Here is a 12510-nt window from a genome sequence, read left to right on the forward strand (position 1 = left end):
GAATTCTTATCGCAACTGGAGAGATAAATTCAACGCTATGCTTCCTCCATCAGATCAATCCAGTGAAAGGAACGGACTATGGCAAGACTGATGAAGGAATGGACGATCGACGCGCTTGGAGCCGAAAACCTCAAAATTACCGAGCGCCGTGTTCCGGAGCCGGGCCCAGGTGAGGTGCTTGTTCGCACGACGGCCGTGTCGCTCAATTTTCGCGACAAGCTGGTCTTGGAAAACGGCATGGGCATGCCGCTTTCCTTCCCCTTCGTGCCGGGCTCCGACATGGCAGGGGTGGTGGAAGCGGTCGGCCGCGGCGTGACGCGCTTCCAGCCCGGCGATCGGGTCATCTCCGTTTTCGATCCGACCTGGATCGACGGTCAAAAGCCGGGAACGGCTCGTCACCCAACGTCGTTTGCCCTTGGCGGCCTGAACCCGGGTGTCGCGTCGCAATATGTCGCTTTCCCCGAGGACTGGTTCGTCGCAGCACCCGAGAGCCTGGACGATGGCGAGGCGAGCACCTTGCCCTGTGCCGGGGTGACGGCCTGGTTCGCCCTTGTCGAGAAGGGGCATCCCAAGGCCGGCGACCGCGTCGTCGTGCAGGGCACCGGCGGCGTATCGCTGTTCGGGTTGCAGATCGCCAAGGCGCATGGCGCCGAGGTCATCGTCACGTCGGCCAGCCAGGAAAAGCTCGAGCGCGCGCTTGCTCTGGGCGCCGACCATGGCATCAACCGCGTAAGAGAGGATTGGGCGGAGCGGGTTCTTGAGATTACCGGCGATCACGGCGCCGATCATATTCTGGAGATGGCGGGTGGTGCCAATCTTGGCAAGTCGCTGCAGGCGGTTGCCGTGCAAGGGCGGATATCGGTGATCGGGGTGTTCGAGGGCGCGGAGATCTCGGCGCCGGTCACGCCGGTCCTGCTGAAATCGCCGGTCATCCAGGGCATTGGCGTCGCTCACCGCCGGGCGCTGCAGGATTTCGTCGTGGCGATCGACCGGACCGCGATCAAGCCAGTCATCGATGCGCGCTATTCGTTCGAACAGTTCCGCGAGGCTTTGGCGCATCTCGACCGCGGCCCGTTCGGCAAGGTCGTCGTCGAGTTCTGAGGGCACATGAGAAAACGCCGCCGGATTTGTGGTCCGGCGGCGTTTCGATGAAGTGACGAGATCCGCTACTCAGCGGCCTGGCGGGCCATCGGGTTGTTCGGATGGGTCGTCCAGTTGGCGTAGTTCGGATCGACCGGCTTGCCGGTGCGCTGGTCGAGCGTGCCGGCCGGCAGTTCTTCCATGGTGATGCAGTTTTCGACGGGACAGACGTTGACGCAGAGATTGCAGCCAACGCACTCGTCTTCCATTACCTCGAAGTGACGTACGCCGTTGACGAACTGCGTGATCGCCTGGTGCGAGGTATCCTCGCAGGCGATGTGGCAGCGACCGCACTTGATGCAGGCATCCTGGTCGATCTTCGCCTTGGCGATGTAGTTGAGGTTCAGATACTGCCAGTCGGTAACGTTCGGGACCGCGCGTCCGGTGATATCATCGAGGTTGCGGTGACCCTTGGCGTCCATCCAGTCGGAGAGGCCCGAGATCATTTCCTGGACGATCTTGAAGCCATAGGTCATGGCTGCGGTGCAGACCTGGACGTTGCCGGCGCCAAGTGCCAGGAACTCGGCCGCGTCGCGCCAGGTGGTGATGCCGCCGATGCCGGAGATCGGCAGGCCGTAGGTTTCCGGGTCGCGAGCGATCTCGGCGACCATATTGAGCGCGATCGGCTTCACCGCCGGGCCGCAATAGCCGCCGTGGGTGCCCTTGCCGCCGACCGTCGGGTTGGGGGCGAAGTTGTCGAGGTCGACCGAGACGATCGAATTGATCGTGTTGATCAACGACACCGCGTCGGTGCCGCCGGCCTTGGCGGCGCGGGCGGGCTTGCGGATGTCGGTGATATTGGGCGTCAATTTGGTGATGACAGGCATGCGCGTGTACTGCTTGCACCAGCGCACGACCATCTCGATGTATTCCGGCACCTGGCCGACCGCAGCACCCATGCCACGTTCAGACATGCCGTGCGGACAGCCGAAGTTGAGTTCGATGCCGTCGGCGCCGGTTTCCTCGACCAGCGGCAGGATCGCCTTCCACGCCTCTTCCTCGCAGGGCACCATGATCGAGGCGATCAGGGCGCGATCCGGCCAGTTCATCTTCACCTGCTTCATTTCGCGCAGGTTCACATAGAGGTCGCGGTCGGTGATGAGCTCGATGTTGTTCAGCCCGAGCAGCCGGCGGTCGGCGCCCCAGATCGCGCCGTAGCGCGGGCCGTTGACGTTGACGACCGGCGGGCCTTCCTCGCCGAGCGTCTTCCAGACGACGCCGCCCCAGCCCGCCTTGAAGGCGCGCTCGACGTTGTAAGCTTTGTCCGTTGGTGGGGCGGATGCCAGCCAGAACGGGTTCGGGGATTTGATGCCGACAAAATTATTGCGAAGATCAGCCATTGGTTTCTCCTCCCGATCCCTTAGGCAACTGCGCTCGCGCGCGGCGCTGCCGCGGCGAAGGCCCGATTGATCGATTCAGCCGCGTCGCGGCCCATGGCGACGGCCGAGACCGTGAGGTCTTCACCGCCGAGCACGCAGTCGCCGCCGGCCCAGACGTTGGGCAGCGACGTGCGCCCTTCGGCGTCGGCAACAATGCGGCCGCCTTCGAGTTGCAGCGCGCCGAGGCCTGCTCCGAGGAAGCTCTGGCCGATCGCCTTGAAGATCTGGTCGGCAGCAATGATACCGGTTTCGCCGGTCGCCGTCAGCTTTCCGTCTTCGAGCGTGGTGTATTCCAGCTCGATGCCGGCGACCTTGCCATCCTTTTCGGCAATGCGCTTCGGCTGCAGCCAGTGGCGGATGGTGACTCCCTTGGAGGCCGCCAGGTCCTGCTCGAACTCGGAGGCGTTCATGTGCTCCTTGCCGCGGCGATAACAGATAGTCACTTCTTCCGCGCCGAGCAGCTTTGCCTGCACCGCCGCATCGATTGCGGTCATGCCGCCACCGAGGACGACGACGCGACGGCCGACCGGGATATCGGCCTTGGTCTTCGACTGGCGAAGGGCGGCGATGAAGTCGACGGCATCGTCAACGCCTTCGGCACTTTCGCCTTCGAGACGCAGCGCGTTCACGCCCGCAAGGCCGAGGCCGAGGAAGACGGCGTCATACTGTTCCGAGAGGTCGGCGAGGGTGAAATCGCGGCCGATCGCCTGGCCCTGGCGCACTTCGATGCCGCCGATCGCCAGCACGTAGTCGACTTCCTTCTGCGCGAAGTCGTCGACCGACTTGTAGGCGGCAATGCCGTACTCATTGAGGCCGCCGGACTTCGGCCGGGCATCGTAGATCACGACGTCGTGGCCCTTGACGGCCAACCGATGGGCAGCAGCAAGGCCGGCCGGGCCGGCGCCGACGACGGCGATCTTGCGGCCGGAGGTTTCAGCACGGGTGTAGAACTGCTTGTTCTCTTTCATCGCCACGTCGGTTGCATAGCGCTGCAGGCGGCCGATCTCGACCGGGCGCTCCTCGGCGGTGTTGCGAACGCAGGCCTGCTCGCAGAGCGTTTCGGTGGGACAGACGCGGGCGCACATGCCGCCCAGAATGTTCTGGTCGAAGATCGTCTTGGCCGAGCCGATCGGATTGCCTGTCGATATCTGCCGAATGAACAGCGGGATGTCGATGGAGGTGGGACAGGCCGTCATGCACGGCGCGTCATGACAGAAATAACAGCGGTCGGAAGCGACGAGGGCCTCGTGCTTGTCGAGCGGTGGATGCAGGTCGGAGAAATTGCTCTCGTACTCCCCGAGCGGCAGGCGGCCGCCGAGGATCCCAGATTGTGTCGTTCCCATTTTTGGCTCCCAATGTTTTCTCAGGATGATGGAACGGTAACACGCTTTATTTTTTTATCAAACGGTAAAAATTTAAGGTCGAAACGGGCGAAAAGCCTTGTGATCCCGGGCCTTGCGGCAGACCTGCCAAGCCCTTGTTCTTGGCCGATGTTTGACAGGGCGGGGCAATAGTGGCAGCAGATCAGAGCGGGGTGAGGAAAAGTGTGCGCGGTTTTCCGCCCGCACCCCGCTCTGCTTATGAGGATCGATCACGATACTTTTGGATCGACAGGATCCAAAAGTATCGTGATCGGGGGGGAATGGAGAACAGCGATGGCACGCAGGGGCGAGGCGAACAACAGGCTTGACGATGCTGCCCGGGCAGGCTGGCTATACTATGTCGCTGGCCGCACCCAGGATGAGATCGCCACCGTCATGGGAATCTCGCGCCAGTCGGCGCAGCGGTTGGTTTCGCTCGCCATGTCCGAGCGGCTGATCAAGGTTCGGCTTGACCATCCGATTGCCGCCTGCCTCGAGGCGGCCGCAGGTCTTCGCGACAGGTACGGACTGAAACATGTGGAGGTGGTGCCGAGCGATCCCGGTTCGACCTCGACGACCGTTGGCATCGCGGAAGCCGGGGCCGCCGAGATCGAGCGCTGGCTGAAATCGTCCGAGCCGCAGGTGCTGGCGATCGGTACCGGGCGCACGCTGAAAGCGGCGGTCGATCAGTTGCCGCCGATGGAATGTCCGCAGCACCGCATCGTGTCGCTCACGGGCAATATCGGCCTCGACGGTTCGGCCGCCTATTACAACGTCATCTTCAGCATGGCCGATGCGGTCAAGGCCCGGCATTTTCCGATGCCGCTGCCGGTGCTCGCCGCTTCGGCCGAGGAGCGGGAGGTGCTGCACAGCCAGAGCCTGGTGCAGGTGGCTCTGAAGCTAGGCGCCGAAGCCAATGTCGCCTTCGTCGGCGTCGGCGAGCTCGGCCCGGACGCGCCGCTCTGCCAGGACGGGTTCCTCGCCCAGGACGAGATGGCCGGTCTGACCAAGGCGGGTGCCGCGGGCGAGATCTGTGGCTGGATGTTCGATCATGATGGCGCGTTGCTCTCGGGCAGCTTCAACGAGCGCGTCGCCTCCGTTCCCTTGCCGCCGCGCGACCGGGCGTCTGTCATCGGACTTGCCAAGGGGCAGCGCAAATATGAGGCGCTGCGGGCGGCCGTAAAGGGCGGCATTATCAACGGCCTTATCACCGATGAGGCGACGGCGATCTATCTGCTCAACGCATGATCGTTATGCGAAACGATTGAAAAGGCCGGTCCCAGCGCCGGCCTTTCGCATTTGCGAAACGAAAAAATCGGCAATCAAAACAATCTTCTAATGTTTCTGTGTGCGCCGCAGCAACGAATGCGCATTGACAATTCGTCATGAGAAGTGAGTAATTGCCCATGAGCGAGGCAAATGCTCAATTTCTTCTGGGAGGAAGTCGATGAACTTGAGAACTTTCCTGCTGGGCACGTGCTCGGCAGTCGCACTGTCGGGTCTGGCCCAAGCAGAAACCCTGACGATCGCGACCGTGAACAACGGCGACATGATCCGGATGCAGAAGCTGACGGAAGATTTCACGTCCAAGAATCCGGACATTCAGCTCGAGTGGGTAACGCTTGAGGAAAACGTGCTGCGCCAGCGCGTGACGACCGATATCGCCACCAAGGGCGGCCAGTACGACATCATGACGATCGGCACCTATGAAGTGCCGATCTGGGCGAAGCAGGGCTGGCTGCTGCCGCTCGACAATCTCGGTGCCGACTACGATGTCGACGACCTCTTGCCGGCGATCCGCTCCGGCCTCACCATCGACGGCAAGCTCTATGCGGCACCCTTCTACGGCGAAAGCTCGATGGTGATGTACCGCAAGGACCTGTTCGAGAAGGCCGGGCTGACCATGCCCGACGCGCCGACCTGGGACTTCATCGCCGACGCGGCACGTAAGATCACAGACAAGAACGCCGAAGTCTACGGCATCTGCCTGCGCGGCAAGGCCGGCTGGGGCGAGAATATGGCCTTCCTGACGGCGACCGCGAACGCCTTTGGCGCCCGCTGGTTCGACGAGAACTGGAAGCCGCAGTTCGACCAGCCCGAATGGAAGAACGCGCTCGACTTCTACGTCAAGCTGATGAACGACGCCGGACCGCCCGGCGCATCCTCCAACGGCTTCAACGAGAACCTGTCGCTGTTCCAGACCGGCAAGTGCGGCATGTGGATCGACGCGACCGTGGCCGCTTCCTTCGTCACCAACCCGAAGGAATCGACCGTTGCCGACAAGGTCGGCTTCGCGCTGGCGCCGGACACCGGCCTCGGCAAACGCGGCAACTGGCTCTGGGCCTGGAACCTCGCGATCCCCGCGGGCTCGCAGAAGGTCGCCTCGGCCGAGAAGTTCATCTCCTGGGCAACCGGCAAGGACTATCTGAAGCTCGTCGCAGACAAGGAAGGCTGGGCGAACGTTCCTCCGGGCACGCGCACCTCGCTCTACGCCAACCCCGAGTACCAGAAGGCAGCACCCTTCGCGAAGATGACGCTCGACTCGATCAACGCGGCCGACCCGAAGAACCCGGCGGTCAAGCCGGTTCCCTATGTCGGCGTGCAGTTCGTGGCGATCCCGGAATTCCAGGGTCTCGGCACGGCGGTCGGCCAGCAGTTCTCGGCGGCTCTTGCCGGCCAGATGAGCGTCGACGACGCGCTTGCCAGCGCCCAGAAGCTGACCGAACGCGAAATGACCAAGGCCGGTTACATCAAGTAAGGCTCCCAAGGGCCCGGGGTGCTGGCCGCAAATGGCTGGCGCCCCGGTAAATCCCGAAGGTAGCCGCAGGGCTCGCGCGGAAAAACGCGCCGCCCGACCCGATCTCGAAACAGCGTTGAATTCCGTCATTTGGGGGGACGCCATGGCGACCTTGCACACCCGCTCCGCCGCGCGTCTGATGATTGCGCCTTCGGTGCTTCTGCTTCTGGCCTGGATGATCGTTCCGCTGGCCATGACGATCTACTTCTCGTTCCTGCGCTACAATCTTCTGATGCCGGGGATGGAGGAGTTCGCGGGCTTTTCCAACTACAGCTACTTCCTGACCGATCCCGCTTTCTTCCAGGCGCTCTTCAACACGCTGGCGATCGTGCTCGGCGTGTTGTTCATCACTGTCATCGGCGGCATCGCGCTGGCGCTTCTGCTGGACCAGCCGATGTTCGGGCAGGGGATCGTGCGTATTCTGGTCATCGCGCCGTTCCTGATCATGCCGACGGTGGCGGCACTCGTCTGGAAGAACATGTTCATGAACCCGGTCAATGGGCTCTTTGCCTGGATCGCCAAGCTCTTCGGGCTGCAGCCTTTCGACTTTCTCGCCAACGCACCCCTGATGTCGGTGATCCTGATCGTCGCCTGGCAGTGGCTGCCGTTCGCGACACTGATCCTTCTGACCGCGCTGCAATCGCTCGACGAGGAGCAGAAGGAAGCAGCGCAGATGGATGGCGCCGGCGCCTTGAGCCGCTTCATCTACTTGGTGCTGCCGCATCTTTCCCGCGCGATCACCGTCGTCATCCTCATTCAGACGATCTTCCTGCTCTCGGTCTTTGCCGAAATTCTGGTCACCACCAATGGCGGCCCGGGCACGCAGAGCACCAACCTGACCTTCCTCGTCTATGCGCAGGCCCTGCTGCAGTTCGACGTGGGCGGTGCTTCGGCCGGCGGCATCATCGCGGTCATCCTCGCCAACATCGTCGCATTCTTCCTGATGCGCATGATCGGCAAGACGCTGGAGGCTTGAGAACCATGGCACGCAACGTCTCCACCCAAAGAAAGATCGTCGTGACCGTCGTCGCCTGGACGATCGGCATCCTCATCTTCTTCCCGATCCTCTGGACGTTCCTGACGAGCTTCAAGACCGAGGCCGAGGCGATCGCATCGCCGCCGTCGCTGTTCTTCTTCGACTGGACGACGGAGAACTATCACGAGGTGCAAAGCCGCTCGAACTACTTCCTGCACTTCATGAACTCGGTCGTCGTCTCCTTCGGCTCGACGCTGATCGGCCTGATCATCGCCATCCCGTCCGCCTGGGCGATGGCGTTCTCGCCGACCAAGCGCACCAAGGACGTGCTCATGTGGATGCTCTCCACCAAGATGATGCCGTCGGTCGGTGTGCTGGTGCCGATGTATCTGTTGTTCCGCAACACCGGCCTGCTCGACACCCGCACCGGCCTCGTGATCGTACTGACGCTGATCAACCTGCCGATCATCATCTGGATGCTTTACACCTACTTCAAGGAGATCCCCGGCGAGATCCTGGAGGCCGCGCGCATGGACGGTGCATCGCTCTCCAAGGAGATCATCTATGTGCTGACGCCGATGGCGATCCCGGGCATCGCCTCGACGCTGCTCTTGAACATCATCCTCGCCTGGAACGAGGCGTTCTGGACGCTGAACCTCAGTGCCGCCAAGGCAGCACCGCTGACGGCGTTCATCGCCTCCTATTCGAGCCCTGAAGGCCTGTTCTACGCCAAGCTCTCGGCCGCCTCGACCATGGCGATCGCCCCCATCCTCATACTCGGCTGGTTCTCGCAGAAGCAGCTCGTACGCGGCCTCACCTTCGGCGCGGTCAAATAAGGGATACGACAATGGGAAGCATTACACTCAGCAAGGTTTCGAAGGTCTTCGGCGCCCATGCCGTCATCCCCTCGATCGACCTCGACATCAACAATGGCGAGTTCGTCGTCTTCGTCGGACCGTCCGGTTGCGGGAAGTCGACGCTGCTCCGGCTGATTGCCGGCCTCGAAGACGTCAGTGACGGCGACATCGTCATCGACGGCAAGAACGCCACCGAACTGCCACCGGCACAGCGCGGCCTGTCGATGGTGTTCCAGTCCTATGCGCTCTATCCGCATATGAGCGTGCGTTCCAACATCGCCTTTCCCCTGAAAATGGCGGGCGAGGACAAGGCCGTCATCGACAAGAAGGTGTCGGATGCAGCCCGCGTGCTGAACCTCACCGACTATCTCGACCGCAAGCCGCGTCAGCTTTCGGGCGGCCAGCGCCAGCGCGTCGCGATCGGCCGAGCGATCGTGCGCCAGCCGAAGGCGTTCCTGTTCGACGAGCCGCTGTCGAACCTCGACGCGGCGCTGCGCGTCAACATGCGGCTCGAAATCAGCCAACTTCACCAGGACCTGAAGACGACGATGATCTACGTCACCCACGACCAGGTGGAGGCGATGACCATGGCCGACAAGATCGTGGTGCTCAATCGTGGTCGCATCGAGCAGGTCGGCTCGCCCCTCGACCTCTACCACAAGCCGGACAACCTGTTCGTCGCCGGCTTCATCGGCTCGCCGCGCATGAACATCGTCAGCGGTGCGGCGGCTTCCGCCTATCAGGCGCACACGATGGGCATTCGGCCTGAACATCTGGCGCTTTCGAAGGAAAGCGGAACCTGGCAGGGCACGGTCGGTGTTGCCGAGCATCTCGGCTCCGACACCTTCCTGCACGTCAATGTCGACAATGTCGGCACGGTGACGGCGCGGGTCAGCGGCGATTTCGCCGTGACCCATGGTGACCGGGTCTTCCTGACGCCCGATCCGCAGCGCGTCCACAGGTTCGACGAAAAGGGGCTGGCGGTTCGATGAAGAGGCTCGACGGGAAGAGCGCGCTGATCACCGGATCTGCGCGAGGGATCGGTCGTGCCTTCGCGGAGGCCTATATCCGCGAGGGCGCCACGGTCGCAATCGCCGACATCAACATCGAGCGGGCGCGTGAGACAGCGTCCGAGATCGGCGCCGGCGCCTATGCGGTGGAGATGGACGTGACCCAACAGGCGTCGATCGACGAGGCGATCGCCGCCGTCATCCGGCAAGCGGGCGGGCTCGACATCCTCGTCAACAATGCCGCGCTCTTCGATCTTGCGCCGATCGTCGAGATCAGCCGTCAGAGCTACGACCGGCTGTTTGCGATCAACGTATCCGGCACGCTGTTCACGATGCAGGCCGCAGCCAGGCAGATGATCGATCAGGGCAGGGGCGGCAAGATCATCAACATGGCAAGCCAGGCAGGCAGGCGCGGCGAGGCGCTGGTCGCCGTCTATTGCGCCACCAAGGCGGCGGTCATCAGTCTCACCCAGTCGGCCGGCCTCGGCCTCATCAAGCACGGCATCAACGTCAACGCGATCGCGCCCGGCGTGGTCGATGGCGAACACTGGGACGGCGTCGATGCGCTGTTTGCCAAATACGAGAACCGCCCGCGCGGTGAAAAGAAGAAGCTCGTTGGCGCCGAGGTGCCCTTCGGCCGGATGGGAACGGCAGAGGACCTGACGGGCATGGCGATCTTCCTCGCGTCAGCCGAGAGCGACTACGTCGTCTCGCAGACCTACAACGTCGATGGCGGCAATTGGATGAGCTGAACCGGCGCCAGTCGGTGAAGCCTCGAAAGGATACGGGATCATGACGACCAAACTCTCAATTGCCGCCCTCGACACGATCAAGGCCAAAGCCGGCGTGCCTGCCTACGATCGGTCGCAACTGACGGCGGGCATCGTGCATTTCGGCGTCGGTAACTTCCACCGGGCGCACCAAGCCGTCTATCTCGACGATCTTTTCAACGCCGGCCACGACAGGGACTGGGCGATCATCGGTGCCGGCGTCCTTCCCTCCGACGCAACGATGCGGGCCAAGCTCGCGGCGCAGGATTTCCTGACGACCGTCGTCGAGCAGGACAACAACCGCACAGGCGCCCATGTCACCGGCGCAATGATCGACTATCTGGAACCGGGCGACGTCGCCGGGATCGTTGCCAGGCTCGCTGATCCCTCGATCCGCATCGTCTCGCTGACCATCACTGAAGGCGGCTATTTCATCGATCCGGCCTCGGGTGTGTTCAATCCGACCCACCCCGATATCGTTACCGATGCGCAGAACCCGGCGGCTCCGAAGACGGTGTTCGGGCTGATCGTTGCCGGGCTGAAGGCGCGCCGAGGCAAAAACGTGCCGCCGTTCACCGTGATGTCCTGCGACAACATCCCGGGCAACGGCGAGGTTACCCATGCGGCGGTTTCGGGGCTGGCCCGTCTCCATGATCCCGCCTTTGCCGACTGGATCGACGCCAATGTCGCCTTCCCGAACGGCATGGTCGACCGGATCACGCCGGCAACCGGTGCGCGCGAGATCGGCATCGTCGCCGACGACTACGGCATCGAGGATGCCTGGCCGGTGTTCTGCGAGGAATTCAAGCAGTGGGTGCTCGAAGATCACTTCCCACTCGGTCGCCCGGCCCTGGAGAAGGTCGGCGTCCAGTTCGTGCCTGACGTGGCGCCCTATGAGCACATGAAGATCCGCATTCTCAATGGCGGCCATGCGGCGATCGCCTATCCCGCCGCCTTGCTCGACATTCATTTTGTCCACGAGGCGATGGAGGAGCCGCTGATCCGCGCCTTCCTTGCCAAGCTGGAGCATGACGAGATCATCCCGGTCATTCCGCCGGTGCCCAACACCGATCTCGGCGATTATTACAAGCTGATCGAGACGCGCTTTTCCAATCCGAAGATCGGCGACACGATCCCGCGGCTGGCCCAGGACGGCTCCAACCGGCAGCCGAAGTTCATCCTGCCTTCGACGGTCGATCGGCTGGCGCGCGGCGAGGATGTCGTCGGGCTATCGCTCGTTTCAGCGCTCTGGTGCCGATACTTTGCCGGCACGTCGGACAGCGGCAAGACGATCGCCTTCAACGACCAGAGCGCCGACCGGCTGAACAAGGCAGCGCTTGCCGCCAAGGACGATCCCATGGCCTTCCTGGCGCTCGGCGACATCTTCGGCGACGTCGCTCGCTCCGATCTCTTCCGACGTCGTTTCGCCGATGCATTGAAAACCCTCTGGGAAAAGGGTACGCGCGCTACGCTCCAGCTTTATCTGGACGGCAAGCTTGAGGGATAAAATGCGATGGCGGATGCGGCGTCCGGGCTGGTGATCTTCGACTGCGACGGGGTACTCGTCGACAGCGAGCCGATCTCGCTGGAGGTGCTGGTGGACGTGCTCTCGGCCGCCGGCGTCTCGATGACCACCGAGGAGGCGACCGAACGCTTTCTCGGACGCAGCCTCAAGAGCATGTCGGCGATCCTGCACGACGAATACGGGCTTGCCACCGACGATGCGTTTCTCGAAGGCATGCGCCTCCGGCTTTACGACCGTTTCCGCACCGAACTCCAGCCGATCGCCGGCATCCGGGGCGCCGTTGAAGGCCTGAAGGGCGCCTGTTGCGTCGCCTCTTCCAGCCAGCCCGAGCGCATCCGCCTGTCGCTGACCGTCACGGGGCTCATCGACCTCTTCGAGCCCAACATCTTCTCCGCCACCATGGTGAAACACGGCAAGCCGGCACCGGATCTCTTTCTCCACGCGAGCCGCCAGATGGGCTTCGATCCCCACGACTGCGTCGTCGTCGAGGACAGTCCGGCCGGCATCGAAGCGGCGAAGGCGGCGGGCATGCGGGTCTTTGCCTTTGCCGGCGGCAGCCACGCGCGCACCGACAAGCACCGGCAGAGTCTTGCCGCTCTCAGTCCCGACGCGCTGTTTGACGACATGGGCGAATTGCTACAGTTTGTCGGCCGATAGCAGCAGGGACGAAACGGGAGCGGGACGAGGAACATGTG

Annotated in this window: 11 protein-coding genes; 9 read left to right on the forward strand and 2 right to left on the reverse strand. The window is 62.9% G+C overall.

Annotated elements, in window-relative coordinates; all coding sequences use genetic code 11:
- Nucleotides 1–78 precede the first annotated feature (78 nt).
- Nucleotides 79–1101, forward strand: coding sequence for an NAD(P)-dependent alcohol dehydrogenase (locus IB272_RS15795; protein ID WP_034794110.1), 1023 nt, complete (start codon nt 79–81; stop codon nt 1099–1101).
- Between the two features lie 65 nt (nt 1102–1166).
- Here IB272_RS15795 and preA read toward each other — a convergent pair whose 3' ends face one another.
- Together preA and IB272_RS15805 are read right to left on the reverse strand one after the other, a co-directional pair.
- Nucleotides 1167–2480, reverse strand: a complete 1314-nt coding sequence (preA, locus tag IB272_RS15800) for an NAD-dependent dihydropyrimidine dehydrogenase subunit PreA (protein ID WP_034794108.1) — start codon at nt 2478–2480, stop codon at nt 1167–1169.
- 20 nt (nt 2481–2500) lie between these two features.
- Complete coding sequence (locus IB272_RS15805; RefSeq protein ID WP_034794104.1) at nt 2501–3862, reverse strand: NAD(P)-dependent oxidoreductase; 1362 nt, start codon at nt 3860–3862, stop codon at nt 2501–2503.
- 312 nt (nt 3863–4174) lie between these two features.
- Between IB272_RS15805 and IB272_RS15810 the strand changes: the two genes are divergently transcribed.
- The 8 genes from IB272_RS15810 (at nt 4175) to IB272_RS15845 (ending at nt 12472) form a co-directional block, all read left to right on the forward strand.
- Entirely contained in the window at nt 4175–5128 is a 954-nt protein-coding gene (locus IB272_RS15810; protein WP_060605140.1) for a sugar-binding transcriptional regulator, read from the forward strand.
- A gap of 199 nt (nt 5129–5327) precedes the next feature.
- Nucleotides 5328–6638 carry a sugar ABC transporter substrate-binding protein gene (locus tag IB272_RS15815; RefSeq protein WP_060582418.1) on the forward strand — a complete coding sequence of 437 codons (1311 nt, stop codon included), beginning with the start codon at nt 5328–5330 and terminating at the stop codon, nt 6636–6638.
- A 142-nt stretch (nt 6639–6780) separates the two neighbouring features.
- The gene (locus IB272_RS15820; protein ID WP_060518902.1) at nt 6781–7653 is read left to right on the forward strand and encodes a sugar ABC transporter permease; all 873 of its coding nucleotides are present in this window, start codon (nt 6781–6783) and stop codon (nt 7651–7653) included.
- 5 nt (nt 7654–7658) lie between these two features.
- On the forward strand, nt 7659–8489 hold the full coding sequence (locus IB272_RS15825; RefSeq protein WP_034794097.1) for a carbohydrate ABC transporter permease: 831 nt from the start codon (nt 7659–7661) through the stop codon (nt 8487–8489).
- 11 nt (nt 8490–8500) lie between these two features.
- Nucleotides 8501–9502 (forward strand): ABC transporter ATP-binding protein, encoded by a 1002-nt coding sequence (locus IB272_RS15830; RefSeq protein WP_034794095.1) that lies wholly within the window; start codon nt 8501–8503, stop codon nt 9500–9502.
- A complete protein-coding gene (locus tag IB272_RS15835; protein WP_060582419.1) occupies nt 9499–10272 on the forward strand; it encodes an L-iditol 2-dehydrogenase in 774 nt (257 codons plus the stop codon). The genes IB272_RS15830 and IB272_RS15835 overlap by 4 nt, the downstream gene beginning before the upstream one ends.
- A 40-nt stretch (nt 10273–10312) precedes the next feature.
- Nucleotides 10313–11797 carry a mannitol dehydrogenase family protein gene (locus IB272_RS15840; protein ID WP_060582420.1) on the forward strand — a complete coding sequence of 495 codons (1485 nt, stop codon included), beginning with the start codon at nt 10313–10315 and terminating at the stop codon, nt 11795–11797.
- Between the two features lie 6 nt (nt 11798–11803).
- Nucleotides 11804–12472 (forward strand): HAD family hydrolase, encoded by a 669-nt coding sequence (locus IB272_RS15845; RefSeq protein ID WP_060518898.1) that lies wholly within the window; start codon nt 11804–11806, stop codon nt 12470–12472.
- The last annotated feature ends 38 nt before the right edge of the window (nt 12473–12510 follow it).

This window comes from Ensifer sp. ENS08, from assembly GCF_014852195.1.
Lineage (GTDB): Bacteria > Pseudomonadota > Alphaproteobacteria > Rhizobiales > Rhizobiaceae > Ensifer > Ensifer adhaerens.